Here is a 26214-nt window from a genome sequence, read left to right on the forward strand (position 1 = left end):
AAGACAAAACGAATTAGCCGGAGGGAAAATCATGTCATTCATTTCAAAACTATCAAAAAACGCAAAACCGATCATGATTGGTATGATCGCAATCCTTGGTGCATCTTTCGTATCCGCGAGTTCGGCAAATGCAGCTGGCTATGATGCTGGTTATTATGCTTATGTAAAAGATGTTGCCTATTGGGATCGTTTGAATATGCGCAAATGGCCTGCGTCATATTCACAAAAAGTATCGTCTATTCCAGACAATGGTTGGGGTATTTGGGTTGAACGTTGCATTATTGTTGAAGATGCAAGCGACTGGTGCAAAGTTAAATATGCTGATCAATGGGGCTGGGTGAACAGCCGATATCTTCAACAGTACCAATATTAATTCAGTTGCGCTTCCGGGTTACCGTGGGCGGGCAGAAATGGGTGATGCGTAATATCGTATTGCCCGTTTCTTGGTTTTGCCATTGATGACTTAAAACGTGAATTGTTCAATGGGTTGCCAATGAGTGAGGGCTGATTGTTTGGCAATATCAATCTTAAAATAATTTCCACCACCACCGGATTGGTCAAATTGCCGGTCAATATCTTCGCCTGCCAAATGGCAGTATAACAATGTGCCCACGGCGCCGTGGCCAACAAAAATCAAACTCTCATCACCATTTTCTGCAAGATGCGCGCGATACCGCTTTACAATTCTATTCTGTGCGTCTCGCGCGCGTTCCCAGCCCTGTATGCTGACATCCGGATTTGCAAAAAACTGATTGGCAACTTGTTCAAATTGTTCAGGTGGCAAAAAGCCCGTTGCACTGCGATCATTTTCTCCCATCAAAGGATCTATGATCAACTCAACTGATAATATATTTGCTAACGGTTGAGCGGTTTCAATGGCTTTGGTTTCATCACTTGCAACAATCTTGAATTTTGATCCTCCAGGAATGTCTTGGGCGAGGATTTCAGTGAGTTCAGCAACGCGCTGCGTGCCCATCTGATTTAGTCCCCATTTCGGAACGTCAATCTTCGGATCAACATTTACTTGCGGGTGCGTGATGTAATAGGCGTAAGCTGACATGAAGTTTGATCGCTTTTTGGTTGTTCACGGATATTACGTGTTAAGAATTATGAATTGAACAGGTCTTGCAAGTCCATGTTTCGTGACTATCTTTATCGCAGAAATTAGAGTTGTTTACATGTCATTTTTCATAAAATTTATTGCCTTTTCCTTTATAGGTTTGATCGCCATTCTGGCTGCTATTTACACATTCGTCGGTTTTGAACGAGTCTGGTCAACAATTGGTGGAGAGCCAAACTCTGAGCTTGTTGATATTACAACGGTAAAAAAGACATCCAAGCCCAATCAATATCTTATCTGCCCAGCTGATTACTGCAACGAAGTGATCGATCAAACTGCCCCGATCCTTGATGTATCGGTCAGCAAATTGAGCGAGGTTTTATCCAGCTTGGAAAATTCTCAAGTTGATTTTACGAAGGTAAATTCAAACGATGATGGTCTACGCCAGAAATACATTTGGCGGTCGTCTTTCTGGAGATTTCCTAATCTGATTAGCATCGATCTCATTCCGCTTGAAAATGATCAATCTACCATCGCTATTTATGCGCAAGCACAACTGGGTCAGTCGGATCTGGGTGCGAATAAAGCATTTGTGGAGGATTTACTAAGCAAAATAAGTTCTCAAATCTGATATTGCGATCTTACAGATTTGTTCTAAAGTCTTTTTGGAACTGATTTGGGATAAAAATGAACTTGGAAATCGATTTAAATTCAGATCTGGGGGAGAGTTTTGGACCTTGGCGGATGGGAAATGATCCTGAAATGCTAAAGGTTGTTACCAGCGCTAATATTGCCTGTGGTGGACATGCAAGCGACCCTGAGACAATGTTTGAAACGCTCAGACTTGCCAAGCAAAACAATGTTATTGTTGGTGCGCATCCTGGCTATAACGATCGTGAGGGTTTTGGTCGTCGTGTAATCCCAATGCAGCCAGCTGAAATTGGCCGAATGGTTGCAGCTCAAATCGGTAGTTTGATCGCTGTAGCATCATTGGTTGGTGTTCGTGTTTCTTATGTTAAACCACACGGTGCATTGGGTAATTTAGCGGCCCGTGATAAAGATGTAGCGGAAGAAATTATCAGAGTTATTGCTCAAATAGATGAAAAATTGTCAGTTCTTGCAATATCGGGCAATGAATTAGAACATGCAGCGCGTCGTGCTGGTGTTTCGGTATATTCAGAAGTCTTTGCTGATCGTGGATATTTATCATCGGGTCAATTGGTGCCGCGTGGGCAAAAAGGCGCGATGATTGAAGACGCCAATGAAGCTGCAGATCGACTGATCGCTTTTTTGAAAGACGGGCTAATGCCTGTGATCGATGGTGATCCAATAAAGCTGAATGCACAATCTATTTGTGTGCACGGAGATAGTCACACTGCCGTTTTAATGGCGCAAACAATACGGCAGAAGCTGACCACTGAGGGTATATCCATCACGCCGTTTCTAACTTCATGATGCAGCCAAGATTTAAAAATGTATCAGATTGCGGTGTGCTGGTTGAACTCGGGTCTGAAATTAATGAAGAGACCAGTAACGCAATATATGCGCTGGATAAACGCATTGCATCCGCAAATATTAAGGGCGTTGTGGAAGTCATTCCTGCACTTATAAATTTGCTTGTAATCTTTGATCCAATCTTGGCAGATCATATTGATATTCAGGCGGCAATTTCCAAACTATTCCCCATTCCGAATACAGCAGATGGGCGTGTCGCAAAACATGTCGTCGATGTTTGTTATGATGAAGAATTCGCCCCTGATTTAAAGGCCGTGGCCGATGCCTGTGGTCTATCACAAGAGACAGTGATCAATAAACACTTAGCATCTGAATTGCGCGTGAGCATGTACGGATTTGCGCCTGGCTACGCCTATATGTCTGGCTTGTCAGATGCAATCCAAGTTCCGCGTAAAAATACAGCCGTGCGCGATGTACCAGCAGGCAGTGTCATCATCGCGGGACCTCAATGTCTCGTGACCACGATTAAGATGCCGACTGGCTGGTCTATCATCGGTAGGACACGCACGAAAGTTATCACCGGCCGTGACGATAATCCTTTTTTGTTTAATGTTGGAGACAAAGTTTCATTCAAGCGGATAACGAAGAAACAATATTTGGAGGCTGAAAATGACTAATGCGACATTTCGTGTTGTCCGTGCTGGCCCTTTAATTTCGTTTCAAGATCTCGGTCGAAATGGCCACATGCGATTTGGTGTACCCAAGTCTGGACCAATGGATATCTCCGCCTTTAATCATTCGAACGCGTCGCTTGGCAATGCAGGCGATACAACCTGTATTGAAGTTTCGATCGGCGGGTTAGAATTGGAGTGCGTACAAGGTGCGATATCTACTTGTGTCTGCGGTGAGAACTTTCATATCACACTTGATCAAAGTGAAATGGCGACCGGTGAAATATTCACAATCAGCTCGGGTCAAAAACTGACCATCCGAGCAGGCAAAACTGGATCATGGTGTTACCTTTCGTTTGCCGGTTCGTTAGATACAAAAACTTGGCTTGGCGCCAGTGCGACCCATTTTATATCTGGATTTGGTGGTGGAGTTCTAAAGGCCGATCAAATTATAAATGTGTCTGATGCGAAAAATATTGAACAGGTTGGTAGTACAAAGCCCATCAATCAAATGGCTTATCAAGGCTATATTCGCGTCACACTAGGCCCTCAAGATCATTATTTTACCTCTAAAGCGATCCGTAGATTGCTCAATGAAGAATACAAAGTTTCAACCGCATACGATCGGATGGGCATGCGTCTAATTGGACCTAATTTGGAATTAAATACAGCTCTTTCCATTCCATCTGAACCTTTGATGAAAGGTTCTGTTCAAGTTGCCGGCGATGGTGTGCCAACCATTTTAATGGCAGATCATCAAACCACAGGTGGTTATCCAAAAATTGCCACGGTCATATCATCTGATCTGGACACGCTGGCACAGTTGCGACCTAATCAACCTTTGCGGTTCATGGTGGTCACATCACAAGATGCTGTGCGGTTAGCCCGTGTGAAAAAGATTGAACAAAGCTCATAAATTGAACCATCGTTTCGTTGGCTTAAGATAAAAAGGGATCCAAATGCGCGAATTTGAACTCGAAAAACATTTTTCAAAATGGGAATTTGCAGCGCGCTATCATATGACGGCTTCAGACGCGCAGAGCATGACTGTCAACGAGCTTTTGGAAATGGCCGGAGGTAATGCCAAGGACGAACTACTTAATTGTTGGCTTGGATATACTGAAACGCGCGGCGCAGAAGATTTGCGCGAAGCCATTGCAGGCACCTATGACGTTTGCAAAGCAGATAACATCCAGTGTTTTGTAGGCATCGAAGAGGGCATTTACGCTGCAATGCGCGTCATGCTGAATTCCGATGATCATGCCATTGTTGTTGTTCCAAACTATCAGGCGGCTGAAACCCTCCCGCTGTCGATTTGTAAGGTTACAGGTGTTCCTCTTTTAGCGGATGAAAACTGGCGGCTGGATTTGGATGCATTACGCGATGCTATTCGTCCAAATACAAAACTTATCTCGATCAATTTCCCGAACAATCCTACAGGCGTAATTCCTGATCAAAAGACACTTGATGAATTAATCGCTATTTGCCGGGACCACGGCATATGGTTGTTTAGCGATGAGGTGTATCGCTTAATGGAGGTTGATGAGGAAAAACGCATCCCGCAAATCGCCGATATCTATGAAAAAGGCGTGTCTGTAAATGTCCTTAGTAAGGCCTATGGTCTGCCAGGTTTAAGAGTTGGGTGGGCAGCTTGTCAGGATAAGGAGCTGCTCGCATCTTTAGAAAAATATCGTCACTACCTTTCTATTTGCAGCTCAGCGCCAAGTGAAAGACTATCCGTGATCGCGTTGTCTGTGAAAGATAAATTATTAGCGCGTAACCGAAAAATTGTTTTGGAAAATCGCAACAAACTTGATGCATTTTTCGCAGATTATCCGAACCTGTTTGAGTGGTCACATCCAGATGGTGGATGTGTTGCCTATCCAAAATATCTCGGTGCAGATGGGGTTGAGGCCTTTTGCCATGATCTGGTTGAAACCGAAGGCGTCTTGTTATTACCGGCTTCCATTTACAAATCGGAATTGATGGAAACGCCTCAGCAACATTTCAGAATAGGCATGGGTCGATCTGGCATTGATGAGGGTTTGCAGGTTATGAGAAAATTCATCGATCGACGTGCAAACGCAGTCTAAAGTTTGGCATTTTAGCGTGCGAATTTAGCGGCTCTCAACCCTGAAATCCGGGTAAAAAATTTCGTTGGCAACAGGTACGCGCAAGTTCATTTAACTATCCCATTAACATGAAGAATATACTGGCATGTCAAACCCAGCTGAAAAAGTTGGTCCGCCAGTGAGAGAAGACATAGGGATCAAGTTCGATGGCTCAAGCCGCAAAAAAAGTCAGTGTTAATTCTCCACCGAAAAGAATATTGAAAGAAATCAAAAAGTTACAGAGTGCCGGACATGCAGGTCGGACAGTGTTGCTTTGTGATAGATTGCATAGTCTTGGCCACAAAGACGCTGAGTTTTTGCTGATGTATGGAACGGCATTGAAAGCAAATCGTGACTTTAACAAAGCGCTATTCATGCTAAATGCTGCTTTTGACCAAGAGCCTTCCAATCCCGATATTATTCATATGATGGCAACAGTCTTTTATCAGATGAAAGATGTTGAGACGGCCATTGAACTGTTCAAACGCGTCACAGATATGGATGAACGTCACTTCGATGCCTGGAAAGATTTGGGTATCGCACTGCAATCGGTTGAACGCTTTCATGCAGCACAAATTGCGCTCTCATGTGCGCATTTTATCAAGCCTGAAAATGTAGAAGTTATCATAGCGCTTATCGGCGTTTATCTTGAAACAATTTCCTATAAGCCCGCTGAAGAGCTTATAGAGCGCTTATTTGCACGGGGTGAAACCATCACGCCGGCGCTGTATATCAAGCGTCTTCAAATAGCATCTCGCTTGGAAGATTTTGATTACATTAGAACAAGTGTCGAAGGGACTGATTATTCTACATTTGAACTAGATGACCAGGCGCGCGTTGAGAACCTTTATGCCTATTATTTGCAAACCTACGATAGGTGGGATGAAGCACTGGAAGTGTTGAACAAATGGATCGGTGACGACAGCGATAAAAAGATTAAGAACGCGCTTTTGGCCCGATTGTTAAAGACACATGCGGCGGCAATTTATGCTGACAAGGGTGATCCTCAAAAAGCCATTGAAATGAACAAAGCGCTTGTAGCAGAAAATCCAAGTGACATTTCAATTAGATATAACTTAGCCAATCTGCAGATCTCAATTGGGGATTTAAAAGAAGCTTATGAGAATTACGAAATTCGCTTCAAATGGCGCGAATATACATCAAAGCGCAGACGCTTCAGCATTCCTCGCTGGAAAGGCGAACCAATCAAAGGCAAGAAACTTTTGGTCTGGCGTGAGCAGGGGATTGGTGATGAACTTCGTTATGGCTCAATGGTGCAAGATCTTGAAGAAATGGGCTGTGAAGTCACCTTTGAGGTATCTGAAAAGCTTGTACCATTGTGGGAACATAGCTATCCTTGGGCAAATATTCAGCCAGAGGGCGATATTGAATGTCGTGGCGACGAAAATTATGCGCATTTCGATTATCAGATTCCGGTTGTATCCCTCGCGCCATTAGTTCGTCCAACTGTTGAATCCTATGAGGGACGTCAAAAACCTTGGTTGCAGCGTTACCCGGAAATCGAAACGAAAATTCGCAAAGACCTTAAAGCCAAGAAAGATGAACTGATTGTCGGTATTTGTTGGCGTTCATATAATATGAGCGCGACGCGTGCCCGCTTCCTCTTTGCGGATAAACAATTAGCACCACTTAAAGACCTGCCCAACATTAAATGGGTCAATGTTCAATATGACGCTGGATTGGAAGAGGTGCAAAGCGCCCGTGAATCTGGTCTTGATATTTATCACTATACCGATATCGATCAAAAAGACGATTTGATCACAGCCTCTGGTCTATTGGGCGCATGCGACTTAGTGGTCACAGTGGGTGGTTCTGTTGGTGATTTGTGCGGCGGTCTTGGGATACCAATGATCTATATTCCAAAACCACGTGCATCTACTTTCCTTGGAACCAACAAGTTACCGTGGTTCCCAAATGGTAAAGGTTATCCAATCGCTTCCAATCAAGGTGATGCTGTCATTCAAAGCATTATCGATGATTGGGATGAAATCATTTCATGGGCGAAAGACCTAAATTCAGTTGACAGATATTTCACTGACGACATAGCTAGTGAAGACGCTGCGTTGGAATTTGATCGTCAGTATCAAATTCTAGACAAGTGATCTGTTGAATATTGAAATTTGGGGGTGGTGTGCATGAAAATCGCCCATCGAGATATCGGGGTACAATATCCGCCATTGGTGATAGCTGAAATTGGCATCAATCATGGTGGTGACTTGGCTGTTGCTAAAAACATGGTTCGCGCAGCAGCTCTTTCAGGGGCTGAATGTATCAAGCACCAAACACATTTCGTTGAAGATGAGATGACCGATGAAGCAAAGGCAATTTTCCCGCCCAATGCCGATGTATCCATTTGGGAAGTTATGGAGCGTTGTGCACTATCGCAAGCGGATGAAATAGAGCTTAAGCGGTTTAGTGAAGAACTTGGCCTGATTTATATTTCAACACCGTTTTCACGCAAAGCGGCTGACTTTTTAAACTCAATTGATGTGCCTGCTTTCAAAATTGGGTCCGGTGAAGCTGATAATCTGCCGCTGATCCGGCATATTGCGAATTTTGGTAAGCCGATCATATTGTCAACTGGTATGCAGTCGATAAAAACAATCAAGGCTTCGGTTGATATCTTAGAACAATCTGGTGTGCCATTTGCTTTGTTAGAATGCACGAACCTTTATCCATCACCGCCAGAAATTGTATCACTTGGCGGTATAAAAGAACTACAAAATGCGTTTCCAAATGCAGTCGTTGGCTTTTCGGATCATTCAATTGGCCCAAGCATGGCAATTGCCTCTGTGGCTCTTGGGGCGTCCATTATCGAAAGACATTTTACTGACGACAGGCATCGCAAGGGACCGGATATCATTTGTTCAATGGACCCGAGCGAATTGCGGTTCTTAGTCGACCGAAGTAAGGAAATTCATACAAGCTTATATAATCCGAAACAGCGCACACCGGATGAGGAACCTGTTTATAAATTTGCACGTGCATCGGTGGTATCCGAGCTTGATTTGCCAAAAGGCCACGTCATTAAAGAGCAAGATATATGGGCTCGACGACCCGGTAATGGGGATATCCCTGGCTATGAGTTTGATAAAGTTGTGGGAATGAGGTTAATTAAACCAGTCAAAAAGAATCAGCAGCTAACTTGGTCTGATTTTGAAACAGGTGAATGACCACAATGTCTAATAGGGTCCAACCACAGGATCGACATATTTTGTTCGTGACAGGAACACGAGCAGATTTCGGCAAACTAGAGCCGTTAGCGATCGCTGCTGCGGATGCAGGCTTCCCTGTTACATTTTTTGTAACAGGTATGCATATGATGAAAAAGTATGGCCATACAAAATACGAAATATATCGGCAGAACCGCTTTCAGATAGTTGAATATATCAATCAGCGTGAGGGTGACCCGCAAGATATGGTAACGGCGAAAACCATCACCGGTTTTTCTGACTTTTTGCAAGAGATGCGCCCTGATCTTGTCATCATTCACGGCGATCGCGTTGAAGCGTTGGCCTGTTCTTTAGTGTGCGCGATGAATTACATTATGTGTGCACATATCGAAGGTGGTGAAGTTTCAGGCACGATTGACGAGGTGTTTCGTCATTGCAATACCAAGCTTTCAACAGTTCATTTTGTTTCGTCGAAAGTGGCGGCTGAACGGGTGATACGCTTGGGTGAAGATCCAAGATCTGTAAAGGTTATCGGTTCTCCAGAGCTTGATATTCACTCAAAACCATCAGGTGTGTCGCTCGAAGCAGTTTTTGATTGGTATGAAATTTCCAACAAGGATTACGGTATTTGTGTATTCCATCCAGTAACGTCAGAAGTGCATAAAACTGCAGAACAAGCGAAATCATTATTCACAACTCTCAAGCAATCTGGCAAATATTTCGTTGTCATTATGCCAAATAATGATCCTGGTTCAAAAGATATAGAGGAAGAGATTGAAAAGCTGCCAAGCGACAGGTTTCGTGTGCTTCCTTCAATGCGTTTTCAGTATTTTTCTGAACTTTTGAAAAATGCTAAAATCATCGTTGGTAATTCAAGTGCAGGTGTACGAGAAGCGCCTTATCTTGGGGTTCCTTCACTAAGTCTCGGAACGCGGCAAAACAATCGTGCATTGGCGGCATCCGTTGCTAAATCGTCGTGTTTTGATACTGAAAAAATCGCGTCATTTATCGAAAATGAGTGGGGCAAACGTTATCCACGTGATGAATCTTTTGGTGAAGGATTAGCATCGGCTAAATTTGCTGAACTTCTATTATCATCAGAATTTTGGGATACCCCGCTACAGAAATACTTTGCCGATGGCACAAATGATCAATCTTGATCCTGAACAACCTTTGCCGATTATCCCAATTCGCAAAGGTTCCAAAGGCTTACGCAATAAAAACATTACGGCGCTTGCTGGCAAAGCTTTGTATCTCTACTCAGTTGAACAAGCTTTGCGTTTGTTTGGTCAATGCGTGATTTCGACAGATATACCATCGGTACTAAGCGCTGATTTGCCGGAAAATTGTTATATTATCGAGCGTCCAGAACAGTTGTCGCAAGATAAAACGCCAATGGATGATGTGTTGCTTCATACAGTGCAGGAGCTTAAAAATAACGCGTTGAGCCCCGCGTTATGCGTCTTGCTTCAAGCAACTTCGCCCCTACGGCTTGATGAGGATGTGCAAAAGGCTGTTGCGTTCTATAAAGCAAATAATTTTGAACTTGTTAAATCGGTCAGTCCAGTGGATGCAGGCTTTTTAAAATACGGCTCTATTGGTGTAAATGGTGAGTTTTTACCGGTATCAAAACCCCAATATTGTTTTACAAACCGTCAGGACCTACCCAAGATGGTTCGGCCAAATGGCGCGATATACGTGTTTTCGGCAAAAACGCTCATCGCAAACGGTGGATTGGCTTGCCAATCAATAGGAGCAGTTCAAACTGAACACACCGTTGATATTGACGAGCAAGATGACCTACGACGGGCTGAGCAGTTGATTTTGGAACGCGCAACCAAATAGACACAAAGGATAATTGTTCGCTTAAAGCGTTCGATTTGCTGTCTCAAGAAGCTTTAGAGCAAGCTTTCCTTTTGGGGACACAGCTTTAGTCATCTTATATAATCTGACTGCTTGCGTACCAAATTTGGGCTTAAAGGGTTCGTCGCCAATATCAAAATCGCAAACACGTCCACCATCTTTGTGCCAATCGGCCATCAGCATATCAACCATGCCAAATACAGGTGAAAACTTGCCGAAAGCATCATAATCACATGCCATTAGCATGCCATGATGGGTTTTATTATTGGTAAGACCAAACAATGCGCCGACAAATTTGTTATCAGCCTTTAAAACATAGGTACGCGCAAAGCCTTCCAATTGCCCTTGTTCGGCGATTTTTTTGTAAAAAGATAGAACGAAATCTTGCTGGATAGGGTCGCCTTCAAAGCGTCCTGCGCGTAACGATTGGATCTTTTCAATAATCTGCGCACATTCATCCGCAGGAGTTAGTTCAAACGAGATCTTATCATGATGATTTGTGATCCGGCGAACATTTTGATCAATTTTCTTGCGGTGTTTGGCATCAAAATATGCGTCTCGCCATTCAGCATAATTTTCGCCCATCACGGCCTCATGTGATGAGAAATCTAATTGTTCGAACTGACCTTCAAAGAACATCTCCCATTCCTTGCGCGATTGATCACGCACGGGCTTAAGGCGAACAATATCAAACTTGCCAATCTCAGCTTTGATTTTTGAAGGCAAGTTTTTAACTTTTGCAATTTGGTCGATATACTCTTTGTGCACAATTGGCGCAGAATAGTCACATACACCAAGATCTGCGGATTCAAGCAGTGTGATGCCCTTGAGTTTGCGTTTAATCAAGGGAAGCACAAATATGAGATTTCCATCTGCATTATTGCGGCCGGTGATGACGATTTTCGATGCGCCTCGGTGAGGTGCGAGTTGTTTATACAGCTCTTCTAACCAGAAAGCGGATTGAAACGCTGTAGCGGATGCATTTTGAAACAGGGCCTTATATTCATCATTCGTGAAATCAAAATCATCAGCTTGTTCGATCATGATATCATCAGCTAACCGTTCAGATGCTTCTGATAATTGCCCATGATTAACGCCATAATCCATTTTCGCTGTTTGACTACCCATATCCATTCGTGCGCCCACAATTCTTCAGGTTTTATTGCAAATTGTCCCATATTCGGACAGAAACCTACCTGAAAATTGTTAAAATAAGAAAAAATGCATAGTTACAAATTTATCTAAAACGCTCTACGTCATTGTATATCCATTTCAAAAACACCGCTTTATGGTCGAAGTATTGAAACCAGCTGCAATTGGCTTTAGTTCTTACAGATCACATCTTAAAAAGGTAGTTATAATCGTGAGTAACCAAGCAGCAACGGATCGATCCTTCCTAGCTTTCGCCAGAAAAAACATGATACCCATCGGGCTTTTATTGGCCTCGATCATTGCAGTCATATTCTTTTCTAAAGGTTTCATCGCAAATCTGATTTATTTTGCGGATCCAAGGCATCAAAATCAGCCATTGGAATATTGGATGACCCCGAGATACGTCGTTATGTCTTATGATCTGCCGCCGCCCATTGTTGATGAGGTGATGGGAATAAGGCCGAAAATCGATAAACGCAAACCATTGACCGAAGTGCTTGAAGATTTGGACATTACGCTGGAAGAGCTGCAAACCCGAATTAATGAAGCGCAAGCGGCTCATTTAAAGTCGCTTGAGAAAAAGCGCCCACCAAAGAAGGAAAAACTTTCAAAGCCGGAAGCCGATACAGCGACAAATAGCTTGGAAAATGCCAATGACTGATTATGTATTAGCGCTTATTCCGCAATATGGCCTCTTGGTGGTATTTGTGGTGACAACAATTGCATGTCTGGGCATTCCATTGCCTTCGGCTATGCTGGCACTCGCGGCTGGCGGGTTCGCAGCAACAGGCGATCTAACACTTTGGCATGTGATTGCAGTGACGTTGCTCAGTTTTATCGCCGGTGATCAAATTGCCTATCAAATTGCAAGAAAAGGCGGTCCAGGCCTAATTAATAAGCTGAAGAACTATCAAAAAGTTGAGAAAATTATCGGCAAAGCCGAAGGGCTTTTGGATAAACGCGGGAATACCGCAATCATTTTATCACGCACAATTGTAAGCCCTGCAGGGCCCTGGGTGAGTTATATATGTGGGGCAACAGGTTTTAAGTGGCCAAACTTTTCAATCTCTGCCAGTATTGGCGCCGCATGCTGGACGTTAGCTTATGTCTGTGTCGGTTATTTCTCGGCGGGGCATTTGTCTAACCTGACTGATCTAGTGAGTAATTTCTTAGGATTCATCATTGCAGGTCTCGTTGGCTTGATAAGCATTATCTGGTTAGTAAGATCTTGGATGCATCATAAAAACACATAAAAACAATTGCTTATGAAAATTAACTTAATTTGAGTTAATCTAATATTTTGGAAGAATAATTTGTTGAGGAGGGGATATCATAATGGGTAGGAAACAGGTTGCGGTTATCACAGGCGGCGCGCAAGGTATTGGTCTGGCAACAGCCATCCGGCTTGCAAAAAACGGCTTCTCTATAGCAATTTGGGATATGGATAAGGCAGCAATGGAAGCTGCCAAAACCGTCTTAAGTGATTTTCCTCATTGTGTATGTTCGGTAAATGTCATCGACGCGCAGCAGGTTTTTGATGCTGTGAGCGAGACCGAGGATAAACTGGGACCCATAACCGCGCTTGTTCATAGTGCGGGAATAACCGGACCAAATCAAAAGCTCGTGGATTATGATATCGACGCATGGCGGCAAGTGATCGATGTTGATCTTAATGGCACCTTTATAGTCAATAAAGCAGTTGTTGCGCGCATGCAGGCCCACAGATATGGCCGTATTTTAAACATCGCTTCGGTGGCCGGCAAAGAGGGTAATCCGAATGCATCAGCTTATTCATCTGCGAAAGCTGGTGTTATTGCGCTTACGAAATCACTTGGTAAAGAACATGCAGATGAAGATATTGCAGTTAATTGTGTAACACCGGCGGCAGCCAAGACTCGGATATTTGATCAAATGAGCGAAGAACATATTCAATATATGTTATCAAAAATCCCGCGTGGTCGTTTCCTTGAGGTTGAGGAAGCAGCAAATATGATTGCGTGGTTGGTTTCAGAAGAAAACAGCTTCACAACAGGTGGCGTATTTGATTTATCGGGTGGTCGAGCGACTTACTAGTTGGCTCAGCGGCCAAATTAGCGGCGAATAAATGCTAGAAATTGATAATAGGACAGCACGATCTCTATGGTTGGCTACAACTGGTTTGGCAAAAGCGCCCACGGGTGCTTTGAACTTGGAAAAGATTATTCATGATCTTGGCTTTGTTCAGCTCGATACGATTCAGGTCGTGTCGAGGGCCCATCACCATATCTTATGGAGCCGAAACCAAAACTATCGCGAACCCATGCTGGATAAAGCATTGGGTAAAGATCGTGTTGTTTTTGAGCATTTCACCCATGATGCGTCGGTTCTTCCCATGGAGTTCTTGCCCATGTGGAAGCGGCAGTTTAAACGAAAAAAAGATCGGATCGATAATTCTAACTGGTATTCTAGCATGTTGGGACCTGACGGGCGGCAAGAAATCAAAGACCGAATTCGCGCGCAAGGACCATTATCTACCCATGATTTTGATACCAAAATCGAGGGTGAGAAAGCCATGTGGCAGCGACCGCCGCATAAGCTAGCTCTGGATTATATGTGGTATTCGGGTGAACTAGCGACGTGCCATCGTGTAAATTTCACCAAGTTTTATAATTTAGCAGAGCGCGTGTTTCCCAGCCAATTGTGGGATCAAAATATCGATGAACAGGAACAGATAAACTGGCTATGCGAAGCGGCACTCGATCGTTTATCGTTTGGAAATGCATCTGATGTGCACAAGTTCTGGGAAGCAACTGATCTGGATGAAGTTAAGTCATGGGTAAGTGAAAACGAACATTTAGTTCCACTGCGCATCCAGTCCCATGACAAAAGCTGGGTCGAAGCTTTTGGACCGGCAAATATTGAGGACCGTCTGGCGAATTTAGAAAAGCCAACATCCCGTCTTCGGATTTTAAATCCATTTGATCCAGCAATTCGTGATCGCAATCGCTTAGAGCGTTTATTTGGCTTTAACTATCGTATCGAAATGTTTGTTCCAGCAGCTAAACGGCAATGGGGATATTACGTCTATCCGATTTTGGAAGGCGATCGTTTTGTTGGACGAATAGAAGTAAAGGCGGACCGGAAAAAAGGTGCGTTAAACATCATTCAGTTTTGGCCGGAAGGGAAGACTAAATGGACCCCAGCTCGAATACAAAAGCTCCACGGTGAACTTGAACGCTTGGCAAGATTTATCAAGGTCAGCGACATCATATGGTCGTGTGACATATAAAAGCCCGATCATTACAACCGGGCTTAAATAATTGAAATAGAAAACGTTTATCTACTCAAACGTAATGCTTGGTGCGACACCTTCAAATCCAGCACCATCAAGTGAATTAATGATTGATTGCGCAATCTCTGCATAAACTTTTGCATGCGGTCCATCTGGTTCAGAGGCAGCAATAGGGGTGCCGCCATCTGAATTCTTGCGAATGTCCATATGTAAAGGCACTTCACCCAAAAACGGAACGCCAACTTTTTCAGCCTCATCACGTGCACCGCCATGGCCGAATATCTCTGAACGCTCCCCGCATTTGGGGCAGATAAAGGTGCTCATATTTTCAATGATACCTAAAATTGGCACGTCGACTTTGCGGAACATATTGAGCCCTTTGCGTGCGTCAATCAGTGCAATGTCTTGTGGAGTCGATACAATCACCGCACCAGCAAGAGGCACGTTTTGAGACATGGTCAATTGTGCATCACCGGTCCCTGGCGGCATATCAACAACCAGCACATCAAGATCACCCCAAGCAACTTCGCGCAGCATTTGTGTAAGCGCTGAAATCACCATTGGTCCTCGCCAGATCATCGGTGTTTCTTCTTCTACCAAAAAGCCCATAGACATTACTTTAACACCATGGCCTTCAAGAGGGGTTAGAATTTTGCCATTCACCGTTGGTTGCTCATTAATTCCCATAAGGCGCGGCATAGAAGGTCCGTAAATATCAGCATCCAATATTCCCACTTTCTGGCCAAGTTTTGCCAAAGCGATTGCCAAATTTACCGATGTCGTTGATTTGCCAACGCCACCTTTGCCAGAGGCAACGGCTATAATGGATTTGATGCCTGGAACCGGAGCACTATTGTTGGCTTGTCGTGCTGCAGAACTTGTCGGTGCTTTAGGTGGAGTGGCCGACGCTGTTGGACGTTGAGAACTTGGTGCTGATCCACCGGCACGTTCTGCCGTGAAAATCACGGTGGCGTTTGTAACACCTTCTAATTCGCTAACCGCCCGTTGTGCGGCAAGGCGCATAGGCTCGAGCTTTTCTGTCTGATCTGATGGTACAGTGATGGTGAAAATGACTTTGCCACCATCAATCATAATTGGACTCACGAGGCCAAGGGAAACAATGTCACCCTCAAGATCGGGACCTTTAATAGTCTTAAGACATTCAATTACGGTTTCGTTCGTTACTTGTGACATTTCTTGTCCTGCTGTTTAATAAATGTGGCTCGAAATAGCCTTAATCGCGTGAAAGCCCTTTGGAATTGAGATCCTGTAGATACTCAGACCATCTGGTTTCCCTTTCATCGATCAATTGCCTCAGATAAGGCCAGTTAAATATACCTGTATCATGCCCATCAGAAAAGATAATCCGGATGGCATAACGTCCAACGGGTTCAATATTTGTTATCAATACATTGCGCTTGCCAACCTGCGGAACTTCCTGCCCCGGTCCATGGCCTTTAACTTCCGCTGACGGCGATGAAATTCGCAAATATTCTGAAGACAACTCACCCTCGGTTCCATCGTGGTAGAACAGCTTCATAATCCCACGTTCTTTTGAAACGCGGATATCTTTTGGAACATCATTCGGATTAGTTTCGGTCATTAATCAGCGCCTGCTTAGCACAATGTGTGTTTGTTTATTTCGTCTACAGTTAGGAACAGAATTACATACTGTCTAGGGTCTAATAGCGATTAATTTCCATTTGGGTGATGTGTCGCACCGAGATTGTAAAAATAAAGCTTGAAAGCACACCAAATACCAGAGATGTTTGAGCTTTTAAGGGAAGAAATGAAAATTCTCGGAGCAATCATTGCAGGTGGGCAATCTCGCCGAATGACAGGTGCTAATAAGCTGTTGCTTAAGCTCAACGGTGAACCTTTAGTTGCGCGCGCCGCAAGAAGGCTTTCTGCACAGACAGATAAGGTTGTGATTAATTCAAATGCTCCGGATGCAGCGATTGATGAGCTAGGTTATGACATTGTCGGCGATGAGCTTGTAGACCATCAGGGGCCATTGGCTGGCATTTTTTCCGTGCTCAATTGGGTTGAGCAAAATAACGTTTCGGTTGATTATATAATGACAGCACCTGCGGATGCTCCGTTCTTTGCGCAAGACCTGACTAGAACACTGCATGATGCTATTGGATCTCACCATATCGCCATCCCCCGCTATAATGGTTATTCGCAGCAACTATTTGGCCTGTGGTCGGTTGATTGTTTAGAGGATTTATCAATTTATCTCGAAAACCCTGAGAACCGAAAAGTTATGACTTTTATTAGATCAAAAAATTGGGTGCAGGTAGATATCAAAACACAGGAAATGGATCCGTTTACGAATATAAACACACCTGAAGATTGGAATCAGGTGCAACAGATACTCGCATCTAATGGTGATCTGGAATGACGCAAAAAGTATTTGGTATCTCTGGATGGAAAAATTCAGGCAAAACTACGCTGACATCGGCCGTTATAAAAGAGCTTTCGACAAGAGGTTTGCGCGTATCGAGCGTTAAGCATGCGCATCATAATATCGATGTGGATCAAGAAGGGACTGATAGCTTCAAGCATCGTATTTCAGGGGCCAGCGAGGTGATGCTTGCGTCTTCAAAGAGATTTGCCCTCATGCATGAAATCGCGGCAAGCGAAGTAGAGTGGAGTTTAGATCAGTTGCTTGAAAAAATGTCAGCTGTAGATCTCATACTAGTCGAAGGGTTTAAATCGTCAGATATACCCAAAATTCAGACAATTCGAATCGAGAGTTTGAAAAATGAGGGAAGGGGGCAGATGAAAAATGTTGTCGCTTATGCAACGGATATGCCCAAAGAAACTGAATTGCCTGTGCTTGATATCAATAATGTGTCGATGATTGCTGATTTTATTATTGATTATATGGACTTATATGTAAGCTAATACTTACATAATGACTCTTTGGAAACTGCGTTAATATCGTTTAACCCCAATTGTGCTAGTGCAATACTAATATCTGACGCGACATTATCAACATAAACAGTAAGTCCATGCTTACCACTGGCAGCTATTGCGTATGAAAACGGTCGGCCAAGAAACGCATAGTCCGCACCACAAGCATAGGCTTTAAGAATATCTTCACCCGACCGCAGCCCGCTGTCGAAGAACAATGGATAGTCATTTCCGACCATCTTTCGGATCTCTTGCAACGCGTGGATAGGGGCTGGAGCGCTATCCAACTGACGCCCGCCATGGCTAGATACCTGAATGGCATCTACACCTGCATCTTTAAGTTTCACCGCATCGCGCGGATCCAAAACGCCTTTCACCACAAGGTTTCCTTGCCATTTGTTGCGAATATCCTGAAGCAACTCCCAGTCTGCACCTGCGCGACTACTGGTGCGATCAAATTCACCAAATTGGCCGCCAAAGTTTGCAAGTTCTGGTTTCCCATGAAACAAGGTCGAGAGCGACCATTGGGGATGGAGTGCAAAATCTATGAACTGAGGAATGCCAATCTTAAAGGGCATCTTAAACCCGCGACGTAATTCACGAGGTCGTCTGCCCACTTCAGGCACATCAACAGTTAAGATAAGTGTTTGATAATCAGCAGCTTTTGCGCGATCAATGAGTTTAAGGGAATCGTCTTTGTTGCCGCTGAAATAGAGCTGAAACCAAGCATTGCCTTCAGACATTTCCGCCATATCTTCAAGGGAAGTGGAAGCCGCTGTTGAAACGCCAACAGGTATTTGGTGTTTTGCTGCAAATCGAGCCATTAGCTTATCTGCATCGTAGCGTGCAAGATTACACATGCCCATTGGACTAATACCAAAGGGAAGGCCAGCTTCTTTGCCAAATAGTATTGGTTTTATGTTGCGTTCAACGACATTATTTAGAATACGGGGCTGAAGTTTGATTTTCTGGATCTCATTGCGATTATATTGCTCGCCAGCCTCGGTGCCTGCGGCCCCGTCTATATAATCAAAGACCATCCAAGGGAGGCGCTTTTTTGCTAAGCGCCTCGCATCTTCATATGTATGTATTTCGTTGTTGTGAAGCATTGTTTTCATTTCCTAATGTAAGTTTATAATTACATAAGATGCGAAGATGCTTCTTAAAGCATGGATTAGGCGTTGCGCTCAGCAACCGTTTTCATAAAGCGGTCACGAATAACAACAGGATCCATAGTGATAACAGGAACTTTGATATTACCTGATTCACATTTGCTCACAATGATAGTCATTTTATCACCATCAAGTGCTTCTTGAACAACTTTGGCGGTATCTTCAGCAGAACATTCAATAACATTTTCGCAACCGCAAGCTTTTGCAACAGCAGTTAGAGATGTTTTCTTACCAGCATATGTTGGTTGGTCTCCGGTTGAACCGTAACTACCATTATCGATGATAAGAAGAATAAAGTTATCAGCAACATTGTTGGCAATCGTCGGTAATGTACCAAAGTTGGTCAAAACAGAACCATCACCGTCAATTGAGATCACTTTTTCTTTTTGAGCTAAGGCAAGACCAAGACCGATTGATGAAGAAAGGCCCATGGTTCCAAGCATATAGAAATTGCTTGGCTGATCGTCCATCAAATGCAATTCCTGGCTTGGAAGACCAATGTTACATACAACAAGCTGGTCAGAAATGATTGGCATAAGTTCTTTTAATACGTCTGAGCGGATCATATTAGTATCCTTTCCAGAATGAAGCATCGGTGAGGATCGCAACTGGTTTGTTGCACATGAATGTATATTTCAAAATTTTATCTAGCTCTTGCACATCGTCTTCATGGTGGAAGTGATATGTTGGGATGTTGAGCTGAGCCAAAAGCGCCTTTGTATGCACAGCCATTTCGACCTGACACGCAACAGGTTCGCCAAGCTCACCGCGATAAGAAATCAGCATTGGGAGCGGCATGCGGTAGTATTGTGTTAATGTCACAAGCGTATTGACGGTCACACCAATAGCAGTGTTCTGCATGATGATTGCAGGACGCTTGCCGCCCATATACGCACCAGCGCAAAGGCCCATGCCTTCGTCTTCTTTATTGGCAGGAATGTGATAGATGTCTTCACTTTCCTCGATTTTATCAATAACGCCAGCCAATTGCTTACATGGCACTGTCGTTACAAAATTGACGTCGTTGGCGACGAGGTCTGCAACTATTTTATCATTAACGGACACGGGATTTTAGCTCCTATTTGGTTAGGTTACCTGGGTTATCTTATAAATGTAAATTTAATTCAAGGCAAAGATATTTGACAAAATGTAAAATAAATTTTTACTTATAAGCCTGACTTTTCTGCCAGCACAATATTTTCAACAGTTTCAAGCAGTTTATCGATTAATGTTGATTTTGAGCTGTTTTTACGGGCTAATATGCCCAAAATTCGGCCGGCTGAATGGTCATTCTTCTCTATATCCAATGGAATTTTGCGTAAGGATTTAAAAATTAAATCCGGAACACATAAGTTTGGCGCAATAGATACGCCCAGATTATGTGAAATCATGCTGCTTAATGTTTCCAATGATTCCATTTCCATGGAGGGACGTACGGAAATATTGTTTTTTAAAAGCCAGTCCTCCGCCAGTTGGCTAACAGATGCACGCCGTGTTTGACTTATATAGGGCAGGGTTTGCAAAAGTTTCACCGGATCTGTTTCGTCAACCTCTGGAGCGGTTAGCAAAACCAACTCTTCTTCAACAAAAGGGCGCCACTCCATATGTGCACCTATATGAGTGGGCATAGCAATCACGCAGGCATCAACGGCACCGCGTTCGAGTTGTTCATGAAGATCCTCAGATAATCCGGGCACTACGCGTATATGCAGTTCAGGATATGTCTCAATTAGCTTTTTGATCGTGCGCGGAATAAGTTCGCGGATCACCGATGGCACTGCACCAATGATTAACTCTCCATGGAGTTGCGCTGTGCCGACAATATCATCCAGCATCGTGTCATATGCCGCCACCACCTCACGAGCTTTGGGAACAAATGCCTTGCCCAGTGCATTGAGCTGAGGTGACTTTTGTGAGCGATCAAAAAGCTCTATTTGCAGCTGATCTTCAAGACGCTTCATTTGCTGTCCTACAGCAGCATGTGAAACATATACTTTTTCAGCTGCTGCACTGAAACTGCCATGATCTGCAATTGCAATCAGAGTTTTTAAAAGAGATATGGACAGATCAAAACCTCAATGACTGAGTGTGGAACTTAAATGTCCAGCTTAACTTGATCCGCCACTTCTTTCAAACGACTTTCTGTTTGTTCCCCAATGACCAAATATTGGCCATTGCCTTTGGACCAGGACAAGATATCAAACCCATTGATCGTGCTTGATTTAGTCTCATCAGATCCCATCATCGATCCAGAACTGTTTTGGAAACAAATCGCGATAACAGCTCCCGCCTGATCTTTATACATTAGCTGAGCAACAGGTTTGCCCTTCACAACAAGCAATCGCGCACCTTGGAATTCAAACCCAGCATCGGTGATATCAGGAATTGAAAATGGCAATCCTGTTGTTTTGCTTAACCAGCCAACGATATGATCAGATTCATCGGCGCCAACTTCGACCAAATGCCGTTTTTGTTGCGCATAAATTCCGTGATAGTCAGCAACATGGTGGAGCCAACCTGTGGTTTGAGCAACCGTTATTTCCGGTTGATTGGTTTCGTTGAAGACAAATCCACCAATCCCACCGGCAATCAGCAATGCAATTCCCGCAGCTATAGAGCGAAAGCTAAAGTTATTGTTAGCCGCAACAGGTACAGGTTTTACGCTTGGTTGCAGATCAGCATTTTCAATCATGCTGATTAAGTCGTTGGATGTATCATTATCCAGCAGTCCCTCAAACTCGGTTAAGGCATGGTCATTTGCAAGCGCTAGCTTATCAAACTCTTCGGCAACCTTGGGATCGGTCTCGATTAGATGGCGAATTTCTTCAAGCTCATCTTCAGGCAATTCCTGATCAAGATACGCACTTAATTTTACTGATAAATCACTCATATCGTTTCTTCCCTTGGTGTAAGGGTTTCACTGATCATTTTTCGTGCTCGGTGAATGCGGCTCATCACCGTGCCAACCGGGATATCTAAAGCTTGAGCTGCTTCTTTATAGGTGAAGCCTTCCTTTGCAACGAGCAACAGTGTTTGGGATAGTTCGCTTGGTAGTTTCATAACAAGGCTTCCAATTTGATGCGCAAATAAAGTTTCATCCGCATCGTTATTGTCACTTAGATCATGTGCATCTTCAATTTGCATCTGCCCAGCTCCCTGCCTTACCTTTCGTTTTCTCTGTTCACTTATCCAAGTGTTTCTCATAACCGTAAATGCCCAGCGATCCAGCGGTTGGCTAGAATCATATTTATCCCATTTTGATAGAGCCTGCGTGCAGGTTTCCTGCAGCAGATCATCGGCGTCCGCAGAGGACCGCGTTAATGTCAAGGCATACCGTTTAAGCCTTGGCAATAGCGCAATCATTCTGGTTTTAAATTCGTGTGGTGCTACCAAAATAACTCACTACCAGCTGTGTTTTTCTCTGTCAGATCCTAAAGATTTGTCCATCTCAAAACCTGCGTTATAGTACTATTACGTCTTTACCTTGAGGAATATTCACACAAAGTTGAAAATAAAAAAATATCATTTTCGTGAATAATTTCCAAACCCAATGCGTAATCATTTCGTACGACACATCAGAACACAAGAAATTTTTGAAATTACAAACCACAAAGGAACATATCATGATGAAAGCAATGACAATCGCATTAGCACTTACAATCCCAGCCAGTTTTGCTATGGCAGCAGGTTCAAGCAGTGATGAGCCACCAAAGAAAACAAAAACATCTATGGAATGTAAAGATGGCCAGGTTTGGGACAAAAAAATGAAAAAATGCCTAGACGCTGAAAGCTCACTGTTAACTGACGATGCACGTTATGAAGCTGCGCGCGAATTGGCTTACGCTGGTCAATATAAAAATGCACAAGTCGTTTTGGCGGCAATGTCTGACCAATCAGATACACGTGTATTGACATATTACGGGTTTACACACCGCAAGGCAGGTAACGTTGATCTAGGCATGGCATATTATCAAAAAGCACTTGCTGCAGATCCAAACAATCTCCTTGCACGCTCATATATGGGTCAGGGATTGGTCTCACAGGGCGATAAAGATGCAGCACGTTTGCAGCTTGTTGAAATTAATGCCCGTGGTGGCAAAGGCACATGGCCAGAAGTTGCACTTGCAAACGCTATTGAAAGTGGCAAAGGCTACAGCTACTAAGCCGACGTAACCTTTAAAATTTGAATGGCGGCTCGCACTGGGCCGCCTTTTATATGCGGGTAAGGATCTGAACTTTCTTATCAGCAATCATGTCAGATACGGCTCTATCAAATTCTTTAAAATGTGCAGATGCTAAGTGTATTTTAAATGCCGCCTCATCATTATAAACTTCATATAAAAAAACGATCGACGTATCGTGTTCATCAACGCACACATCAAACTGCTGGCACTGCTCTTCTTGTTCGAATGAGGTTGTCGCGTTTGCGATCATCAAAGGCATAAATGCCTCAATATCTTGATGTTTGATTTTAAATGTTACGCATACAACATACATTTATTCGCTCCAAAACTCTTGTTTACAACGCAATCTTGCGACCAGTTTGTACGGATTGATAGCTCGCTTCACTCGCCTTCATGACCGATAAGTAATCACAAGCTTCATTTTCAAATTCACCTTTGCCACGAGCAGCAAGAAGAATGTGTCTATTCAGCGCTTTAACGCAACCACCACCAAATGCATTTAAATCGAGTTCAAGCGTTATTGGTAATTCTATCAGCGAGTTTGAGCCAAATGGTCTGAATGTAATGTCGCCCATTCCGTTTAGATCTAATGTGCCTTTTTCACCTTCAATTTGCAGAACACCCATGGTGCGACGTAAATTATCTGTCGGGTGGTCAGACAACCGATTGCCATCAAGTATCGATTGGCTACCGTTCTTATGGTTCATAATCACCAGGCCGGTATCTTCGCCGGCAATGACCGGGTTTAGCTTGCGAATGTCCGCATAGACATTTTCAATCTCACCAGAGATCCAGCGGAACAGATCGATAAAATGAACACCTGTTTCGTGAATTAACAGGCGTGGCATTGTTTGAAATGCGGGTTGGCGCGAAAGATATGCATCTGGCCCACGCCCATCGCCTGGCCTTAAATAAAACCGCGTCTGATAAATTTTGCCCAGTCCGCCTTGATCAATGTAGCTCTTAATTGTCCGGTACCAAGGTTGAAAGCGGAAGTTTTCATGAATGAAAATCCGGCAACCTCTTTCTTTAGCAAGGGAAATCGCTGCTTCTGCTTCTTCAATACTTTGGCAAAATGGTTTTTGACAAATTATAATTCGGTCTTTTGCCGCAAGCTCTTTTATCAGTTTAAAATGCGATGGTGGTGGTGTGACTATGTCAACAATGTCGGGTTTTTTTGCAGCAAGATCCGCCAGATTATCAAGGGCGACAACGTCATATTTGTCTTGTGCCCAATTGCGACGTTCTTCGCTGATATCACACACGCCGACGAGCTCAGAATCTTCAAGCTCAGTCCACGCATTTAAATGGAATTCCGAAAAATATCCAAGCCCAGCAACAGCAACCTTTAATGCATCGCTCATTCGATAGAACCAATTTGTGATATAACTTCTTGTGTCATGGCTTTGGTCCCCATATCACCACCAAATTCAAATGGGCGTAACAAGTTGTTTGCAAAGCCATTGTCAACGGCTTGATCAATAAGTTCACCAGCTTTTGCAAAAGCCTCATTACCTGATTTATCGGCAAGAAAATCGAGCATAAGTGCACCGCTTAATATGGCGGCTAATGGATTAGCTTTGTCCTGCCCCATGATATCAGGAGCGCTACCATGAGCGGGTTGGAACAAGCCAATTTCATCACCAATTTCCGCACAAGATGCCATTCCCATGCCGCCGACTAAGCCGCCCGCAAGATCAGATAAGATGTCGCCAAATATGTTTTCCATGACCATGACATCAAATTCCCATGGTTTACGTACTAAGTCTAACGCTTGCGCATCAACATAATTATAAGATGTTTCAACTTCAGGATGGTCGGCTTTGATTTCATCAAATATCTGGCGGAAAAACGCCATGGATTTAAATACATTGGCTTTGTCAACGCAGGTGAGACGACCAAGCTTTCCGCGCAACTTACGACGTTTTGCTAAATTGAAAGCAAATTTATGCAGACGTTCTGTTGTGTTTCTTGAAACTAACAGACTGTCGTAAACTTCCTCATTTTCGACAATTTTGCTGCGATTGTGCACAGCAGCTGAATAAAATAAACCTTCAGTGCTTTCTCGCAAGATAACCATATCAATACCAGCGGCCTTCGGATCAGCCAAACGTTGCGGAGCGTTTGGATACGCTTTAATGGGTCGCACACCCGCATAAAGACCATATCGATCGCGAAGTCGAAGGTGAGGGGAGATTTCGGTTCCATCCGGATGGCGAATTGAAGGTAGGCCGATCGCACCCAAAAATATTGCATCAGATTCGCCGGCCTTTTCCTCGCCTCCGGGTTCGATGTCAATGCCGTGCTCTTTGTAGTAACCGGCGCCTGCTGCAATATCATTATATTCAAGTGCGCAATCGCCGACCTTGGCCATTGCTTGTTCCACAACATCCAACGTTGCATTTGTTACATCAATTCCAATACCATCGCCGCGAATGACTGCGACGCTTTGTTTTAGCGACATTCTTTTTCTTTCTATAGCTGTTGAAGCTTATATTTAGCCAAAATTGCAAGTAGCTCTGCGCCTGCGCGCTCGCGGTGCTCGCGATAAACGCTTCTGGCTTCCTCGATTTGACCCCTAATTATATGTTCAACAACTGTTTTATGTTCAGCTGTTGAACGGTATGGTTTTTCGCGCATGCGCAAAGTGATAACGCGCGCCCGATGCGCCTGATCAAACAACAAACTAGCAATAGATAAGAGCCGTTTGTTACCATGCAGCACCAGCAATTCTTTATGGAACTCATCATCAGCATCCGCCCAGGCCTCAAGATCATCATCTTCCAATGCCTGTTCCATCCGCAACGTTGCGTCAATCAGCGGTTTGAGTTGTTCTTCCGATAACTTCCGAGCAGCTAAACTGGCGACAGCTTCGGGTTCAATAGCCGTTAAAACCTCATAAATTTCTCTCATATCCTGAGGTAAAATTGGTAAAATATATATCCCGCGTCTGGGCTTCATTTCTACCAGACCGTCAGCTTCCAATAAGACCAAGGCCTCTCGTAATGGTGTGCGGCTCATACCCAAACGTTCCGCCATCTCAGGTTCCGTTCCATGAAAACCGGGTGGCAGCCGATTTGAACGAATTTCCTGCTTCAGACGCCGATAGGCATCATTGACAAGACTTGATCTAGATTTCTGCATCATGAGTTCCGCTCCCGG

General features: G+C 43.8%; 31 protein-coding genes. 17 read left to right on the forward strand and 14 right to left on the reverse strand.

Annotation, left to right across the window (positions count from 1 at the left end; translation table 11 throughout):
* Positions 1 to 31 precede the first annotated feature (31 nt).
* Positions 32 to 373, forward strand: a complete 342-nt coding sequence (locus tag ACZ1GZ_RS06080) for an SH3 domain-containing protein (RefSeq protein ID WP_472667582.1) — start codon at positions 32 to 34, stop codon at positions 371 to 373.
* A 90-nt stretch (positions 374 to 463) separates the two neighbouring features.
* Here ACZ1GZ_RS06080 and ACZ1GZ_RS06085 read toward each other — a convergent pair whose 3' ends face one another.
* Positions 464 to 1060, reverse strand: coding sequence for a histidine phosphatase family protein (locus tag ACZ1GZ_RS06085; RefSeq protein ID WP_472667583.1), 597 nt, complete (start codon positions 1058 to 1060; stop codon positions 464 to 466).
* A gap of 118 nt (positions 1061 to 1178) precedes the next feature.
* Here ACZ1GZ_RS06085 and ACZ1GZ_RS06090 point away from each other — a divergent pair, with 118 nt between their 5' ends.
* The 9 genes from ACZ1GZ_RS06090 (at position 1179) to ACZ1GZ_RS06130 (ending at position 10336) form a co-directional block, all read left to right on the forward strand.
* Complete coding sequence (locus tag ACZ1GZ_RS06090; protein WP_472667584.1) at positions 1179 to 1691, forward strand: DUF1499 domain-containing protein; 513 nt, start codon at positions 1179 to 1181, stop codon at positions 1689 to 1691.
* A gap of 56 nt (positions 1692 to 1747) precedes the next feature.
* A complete protein-coding gene (locus ACZ1GZ_RS06095) occupies positions 1748 to 2515 on the forward strand; it encodes a LamB/YcsF family protein (protein ID WP_472667585.1) in 768 nt (255 codons plus the stop codon).
* Positions 2512 to 3192 (forward strand): 5-oxoprolinase subunit B family protein, encoded by a 681-nt coding sequence (locus tag ACZ1GZ_RS06100; RefSeq protein WP_472667586.1) that lies wholly within the window; start codon positions 2512 to 2514, stop codon positions 3190 to 3192. Before ACZ1GZ_RS06095 ends, ACZ1GZ_RS06100 begins: the two co-directional genes overlap by 4 nt.
* The gene (locus ACZ1GZ_RS06105) at positions 3185 to 4102 is read left to right on the forward strand and encodes a 5-oxoprolinase subunit C family protein (RefSeq protein WP_472667587.1); all 918 of its coding nucleotides are present in this window, start codon (positions 3185 to 3187) and stop codon (positions 4100 to 4102) included. The genes ACZ1GZ_RS06100 and ACZ1GZ_RS06105 overlap by 8 nt, the downstream gene beginning before the upstream one ends.
* Before the next feature lie 43 nt (positions 4103 to 4145).
* The gene (locus tag ACZ1GZ_RS06110) at positions 4146 to 5279 is read left to right on the forward strand and encodes an aminotransferase class I/II-fold pyridoxal phosphate-dependent enzyme (protein ID WP_472667588.1); all 1134 of its coding nucleotides are present in this window, start codon (positions 4146 to 4148) and stop codon (positions 5277 to 5279) included.
* A 185-nt stretch (positions 5280 to 5464) separates the two neighbouring features.
* The gene (locus tag ACZ1GZ_RS06115) at positions 5465 to 7420 is read left to right on the forward strand and encodes a tetratricopeptide repeat protein (RefSeq protein ID WP_472667589.1); all 1956 of its coding nucleotides are present in this window, start codon (positions 5465 to 5467) and stop codon (positions 7418 to 7420) included.
* A 33-nt stretch (positions 7421 to 7453) separates the two neighbouring features.
* The gene (locus ACZ1GZ_RS06120; protein ID WP_472667590.1) at positions 7454 to 8491 is read left to right on the forward strand and encodes an N-acetylneuraminate synthase family protein; all 1038 of its coding nucleotides are present in this window, start codon (positions 7454 to 7456) and stop codon (positions 8489 to 8491) included.
* Positions 8492 to 8496: 5 nt separating this feature from the next.
* Entirely contained in the window at positions 8497 to 9651 is a 1155-nt protein-coding gene (gene neuC / locus ACZ1GZ_RS06125) for a UDP-N-acetylglucosamine 2-epimerase (RefSeq protein ID WP_472667591.1), read from the forward strand.
* A complete protein-coding gene (locus ACZ1GZ_RS06130; RefSeq protein WP_472667592.1) occupies positions 9629 to 10336 on the forward strand; it encodes an acylneuraminate cytidylyltransferase family protein in 708 nt (235 codons plus the stop codon). Before neuC ends, ACZ1GZ_RS06130 begins: the two co-directional genes overlap by 23 nt.
* Before the next feature lie 21 nt (positions 10337 to 10357).
* On the opposite strand, the gene ACZ1GZ_RS06135 is transcribed toward ACZ1GZ_RS06130, so the two are convergent.
* Positions 10358 to 11488: a GNAT family N-acetyltransferase gene (locus ACZ1GZ_RS06135; protein WP_472667593.1), complete on the reverse strand. Its 1131-nt coding sequence runs from the start codon at positions 11486 to 11488 to the stop codon at positions 10358 to 10360.
* 229 nt (positions 11489 to 11717) lie between these two features.
* Here ACZ1GZ_RS06135 and ACZ1GZ_RS06140 point away from each other — a divergent pair, with 229 nt between their 5' ends.
* From ACZ1GZ_RS06140 to ACZ1GZ_RS06155, 4 genes are all read left to right on the forward strand, one after another.
* Positions 11718 to 12167, forward strand: coding sequence for a hypothetical protein (locus ACZ1GZ_RS06140; RefSeq protein WP_472667594.1), 450 nt, complete (start codon positions 11718 to 11720; stop codon positions 12165 to 12167).
* On the forward strand, positions 12160 to 12759 hold the full coding sequence (locus ACZ1GZ_RS06145) for a DedA family protein (protein WP_472667595.1): 600 nt from the start codon (positions 12160 to 12162) through the stop codon (positions 12757 to 12759). Before ACZ1GZ_RS06140 ends, ACZ1GZ_RS06145 begins: the two co-directional genes overlap by 8 nt.
* Positions 12760 to 12841: 82 nt before the next feature.
* Positions 12842 to 13579 carry an SDR family NAD(P)-dependent oxidoreductase gene (locus tag ACZ1GZ_RS06150; RefSeq protein WP_472667596.1) on the forward strand — a complete coding sequence of 246 codons (738 nt, stop codon included), beginning with the start codon at positions 12842 to 12844 and terminating at the stop codon, positions 13577 to 13579.
* Positions 13580 to 13610: 31 nt separating this feature from the next.
* Entirely contained in the window at positions 13611 to 14774 is a 1164-nt protein-coding gene (locus tag ACZ1GZ_RS06155) for a winged helix-turn-helix domain-containing protein (RefSeq protein WP_472667597.1), read from the forward strand.
* Between the two features lie 51 nt (positions 14775 to 14825).
* On the opposite strand, the gene apbC is transcribed toward ACZ1GZ_RS06155, so the two are convergent.
* Together apbC and ACZ1GZ_RS06165 are read right to left on the reverse strand one after the other, a co-directional pair.
* On the reverse strand, positions 14826 to 15971 hold the full coding sequence (gene apbC / locus ACZ1GZ_RS06160; protein WP_472667598.1) for an iron-sulfur cluster carrier protein ApbC: 1146 nt from the start codon (positions 15969 to 15971) through the stop codon (positions 14826 to 14828).
* A gap of 40 nt (positions 15972 to 16011) precedes the next feature.
* Positions 16012 to 16380, reverse strand: coding sequence for a gamma-butyrobetaine hydroxylase family protein (locus tag ACZ1GZ_RS06165; RefSeq protein ID WP_472667599.1), 369 nt, complete (start codon positions 16378 to 16380; stop codon positions 16012 to 16014).
* Positions 16381 to 16566: 186 nt separating this feature from the next.
* On the opposite strand from ACZ1GZ_RS06165, the gene mobA reads away from it, so the two are divergent.
* Both mobA and mobB read left to right on the forward strand, forming a co-directional pair.
* A complete protein-coding gene (gene mobA, locus ACZ1GZ_RS06170) occupies positions 16567 to 17181 on the forward strand; it encodes a molybdenum cofactor guanylyltransferase MobA (RefSeq protein WP_472667600.1) in 615 nt (204 codons plus the stop codon).
* On the forward strand, positions 17178 to 17687 hold the full coding sequence (gene mobB, locus ACZ1GZ_RS06175) for a molybdopterin-guanine dinucleotide biosynthesis protein B (protein WP_472667601.1): 510 nt from the start codon (positions 17178 to 17180) through the stop codon (positions 17685 to 17687). The genes mobA and mobB overlap by 4 nt, the downstream gene beginning before the upstream one ends.
* Here mobB and ACZ1GZ_RS06180 read toward each other — a convergent pair.
* The 6 genes from ACZ1GZ_RS06180 to ACZ1GZ_RS06205 all read right to left on the reverse strand — a co-directional run bounded on the left by ACZ1GZ_RS06180 (position 17684) and on the right by ACZ1GZ_RS06205 (position 22231).
* Entirely contained in the window at positions 17684 to 18805 is a 1122-nt protein-coding gene (locus tag ACZ1GZ_RS06180; protein ID WP_472667602.1) for an alpha-hydroxy acid oxidase, read from the reverse strand. The two genes, mobB and ACZ1GZ_RS06180, sit on opposite strands and share 4 nt — an antisense overlap.
* A 65-nt stretch (positions 18806 to 18870) precedes the next feature.
* Positions 18871 to 19434, reverse strand: a complete 564-nt coding sequence (comE, locus tag ACZ1GZ_RS06185) for a sulfopyruvate decarboxylase subunit beta (protein ID WP_472667603.1) — start codon at positions 19432 to 19434, stop codon at positions 18871 to 18873.
* A 1-nt stretch (position 19435) separates the two neighbouring features.
* The gene (comD, locus tag ACZ1GZ_RS06190; protein WP_472667604.1) at positions 19436 to 19933 is read right to left on the reverse strand and encodes a sulfopyruvate decarboxylase subunit alpha; all 498 of its coding nucleotides are present in this window, start codon (positions 19931 to 19933) and stop codon (positions 19436 to 19438) included.
* Between the two features lie 101 nt (positions 19934 to 20034).
* A complete protein-coding gene (locus ACZ1GZ_RS06195) occupies positions 20035 to 20934 on the reverse strand; it encodes a LysR family transcriptional regulator (protein ID WP_472668243.1) in 900 nt (299 codons plus the stop codon).
* A gap of 29 nt (positions 20935 to 20963) precedes the next feature.
* Positions 20964 to 21758 (reverse strand): anti-sigma factor family protein, encoded by a 795-nt coding sequence (locus tag ACZ1GZ_RS06200; RefSeq protein WP_472667605.1) that lies wholly within the window; start codon positions 21756 to 21758, stop codon positions 20964 to 20966.
* Positions 21755 to 22231, reverse strand: coding sequence for an RNA polymerase sigma factor (locus ACZ1GZ_RS06205; RefSeq protein ID WP_472668244.1), 477 nt, complete (start codon positions 22229 to 22231; stop codon positions 21755 to 21757). The genes ACZ1GZ_RS06200 and ACZ1GZ_RS06205 overlap by 4 nt, the downstream gene beginning before the upstream one ends.
* A 260-nt stretch (positions 22232 to 22491) precedes the next feature.
* Here ACZ1GZ_RS06205 and ACZ1GZ_RS06210 point away from each other — a divergent pair, with 260 nt between their 5' ends.
* Positions 22492 to 23031 carry a tetratricopeptide repeat protein gene (locus ACZ1GZ_RS06210; protein ID WP_472667606.1) on the forward strand — a complete coding sequence of 180 codons (540 nt, stop codon included), beginning with the start codon at positions 22492 to 22494 and terminating at the stop codon, positions 23029 to 23031.
* Between the two features lie 49 nt (positions 23032 to 23080).
* Here ACZ1GZ_RS06210 and ACZ1GZ_RS06215 read toward each other — a convergent pair whose 3' ends face one another.
* Genes ACZ1GZ_RS06215 through ACZ1GZ_RS06230 form a run of 4 tightly spaced genes read right to left on the reverse strand, consistent with a single transcriptional unit; the run spans position 23081 to position 26199 of the window.
* Complete coding sequence (locus tag ACZ1GZ_RS06215) at positions 23081 to 23365, reverse strand: putative quinol monooxygenase (protein WP_472667607.1); 285 nt, start codon at positions 23363 to 23365, stop codon at positions 23081 to 23083.
* Between the two features lie 22 nt (positions 23366 to 23387).
* Positions 23388 to 24416: a Gfo/Idh/MocA family protein gene (locus ACZ1GZ_RS06220; protein ID WP_472667608.1), complete on the reverse strand. Its 1029-nt coding sequence runs from the start codon at positions 24414 to 24416 to the stop codon at positions 23388 to 23390.
* Positions 24413 to 25516: an isocitrate/isopropylmalate dehydrogenase family protein gene (locus ACZ1GZ_RS06225; RefSeq protein ID WP_472667609.1), complete on the reverse strand. Its 1104-nt coding sequence runs from the start codon at positions 25514 to 25516 to the stop codon at positions 24413 to 24415. Before ACZ1GZ_RS06225 ends, ACZ1GZ_RS06220 begins: the two co-directional genes overlap by 4 nt.
* Positions 25517 to 25527: 11 nt before the next feature.
* Positions 25528 to 26199 (reverse strand): GntR family transcriptional regulator, encoded by a 672-nt coding sequence (locus ACZ1GZ_RS06230; protein ID WP_472667610.1) that lies wholly within the window; start codon positions 26197 to 26199, stop codon positions 25528 to 25530.
* Positions 26200 to 26214: the final 15 nt, after the last annotated feature.

The sequence above is a fragment of the Lentilitoribacter sp. JB5-8 genome, from assembly GCF_055693385.1.

Bases quoted from the DNA above. Each gene is read 5' to 3' on its own strand.
- ACZ1GZ_RS06080 (WP_472667582.1), top strand. From the start codon at position 32: ATGTCATTCATTTCAAAACTATCAAAAAACGCAAAACCGATCATGATT.
- ACZ1GZ_RS06085 (WP_472667583.1), bottom strand. From the start codon at position 1,060: ATGTCAGCTTACGCCTATTACATCACGCACCCGCAAGTAAATGTTGAT.
- ACZ1GZ_RS06090 (WP_472667584.1), top strand. From the start codon at position 1,179: ATGTCATTTTTCATAAAATTTATTGCCTTTTCCTTTATAGGTTTGATC.
- ACZ1GZ_RS06095 (WP_472667585.1), top strand. From the start codon at position 1,748: ATGAACTTGGAAATCGATTTAAATTCAGATCTGGGGGAGAGTTTTGGA.
- ACZ1GZ_RS06100 (WP_472667586.1), top strand. From the start codon at position 2,512: ATGATGCAGCCAAGATTTAAAAATGTATCAGATTGCGGTGTGCTGGTT.
- ACZ1GZ_RS06105 (WP_472667587.1), top strand. From the start codon at position 3,185: ATGACTAATGCGACATTTCGTGTTGTCCGTGCTGGCCCTTTAATTTCG.
- ACZ1GZ_RS06110 (WP_472667588.1), top strand. From the start codon at position 4,146: ATGCGCGAATTTGAACTCGAAAAACATTTTTCAAAATGGGAATTTGCA.
- ACZ1GZ_RS06115 (WP_472667589.1), top strand. From the start codon at position 5,465: ATGGCTCAAGCCGCAAAAAAAGTCAGTGTTAATTCTCCACCGAAAAGA.
- ACZ1GZ_RS06120 (WP_472667590.1), top strand. From the start codon at position 7,454: ATGAAAATCGCCCATCGAGATATCGGGGTACAATATCCGCCATTGGTG.
- neuC (WP_472667591.1), top strand. From the start codon at position 8,497: ATGTCTAATAGGGTCCAACCACAGGATCGACATATTTTGTTCGTGACA.
- ACZ1GZ_RS06130 (WP_472667592.1), top strand. From the start codon at position 9,629: ATGGCACAAATGATCAATCTTGATCCTGAACAACCTTTGCCGATTATC.
- ACZ1GZ_RS06135 (WP_472667593.1), bottom strand. From the start codon at position 11,488: ATGGATATGGGTAGTCAAACAGCGAAAATGGATTATGGCGTTAATCAT.
- ACZ1GZ_RS06145 (WP_472667595.1), top strand. From the start codon at position 12,160: ATGACTGATTATGTATTAGCGCTTATTCCGCAATATGGCCTCTTGGTG.
- ACZ1GZ_RS06150 (WP_472667596.1), top strand. From the start codon at position 12,842: ATGGGTAGGAAACAGGTTGCGGTTATCACAGGCGGCGCGCAAGGTATT.
- ACZ1GZ_RS06155 (WP_472667597.1), top strand. From the start codon at position 13,611: ATGCTAGAAATTGATAATAGGACAGCACGATCTCTATGGTTGGCTACA.
- apbC (WP_472667598.1), bottom strand. From the start codon at position 15,971: ATGTCACAAGTAACGAACGAAACCGTAATTGAATGTCTTAAGACTATT.
- ACZ1GZ_RS06165 (WP_472667599.1), bottom strand. From the start codon at position 16,380: ATGACCGAAACTAATCCGAATGATGTTCCAAAAGATATCCGCGTTTCA.
- mobA (WP_472667600.1), top strand. From the start codon at position 16,567: ATGAAAATTCTCGGAGCAATCATTGCAGGTGGGCAATCTCGCCGAATG.
- mobB (WP_472667601.1), top strand. From the start codon at position 17,178: ATGACGCAAAAAGTATTTGGTATCTCTGGATGGAAAAATTCAGGCAAA.
- ACZ1GZ_RS06180 (WP_472667602.1), bottom strand. From the start codon at position 18,805: ATGCTTCACAACAACGAAATACATACATATGAAGATGCGAGGCGCTTA.
- comE (WP_472667603.1), bottom strand. From the start codon at position 19,434: ATGATCCGCTCAGACGTATTAAAAGAACTTATGCCAATCATTTCTGAC.
- ACZ1GZ_RS06200 (WP_472667605.1), bottom strand. From the start codon at position 21,758: ATGAGTGATTTATCAGTAAAATTAAGTGCGTATCTTGATCAGGAATTG.
- ACZ1GZ_RS06205 (WP_472668244.1), bottom strand. From the start codon at position 22,231: ATGATTGCGCTATTGCCAAGGCTTAAACGGTATGCCTTGACATTAACG.
- ACZ1GZ_RS06210 (WP_472667606.1), top strand. From the start codon at position 22,492: ATGATGAAAGCAATGACAATCGCATTAGCACTTACAATCCCAGCCAGT.
- ACZ1GZ_RS06215 (WP_472667607.1), bottom strand. From the start codon at position 23,365: ATGTATGTTGTATGCGTAACATTTAAAATCAAACATCAAGATATTGAG.
- ACZ1GZ_RS06220 (WP_472667608.1), bottom strand. From the start codon at position 24,416: ATGAGCGATGCATTAAAGGTTGCTGTTGCTGGGCTTGGATATTTTTCG.
- ACZ1GZ_RS06225 (WP_472667609.1), bottom strand. From the start codon at position 25,516: ATGTCGCTAAAACAAAGCGTCGCAGTCATTCGCGGCGATGGTATTGGA.
- ACZ1GZ_RS06230 (WP_472667610.1), bottom strand. From the start codon at position 26,199: ATGATGCAGAAATCTAGATCAAGTCTTGTCAATGATGCCTATCGGCGT.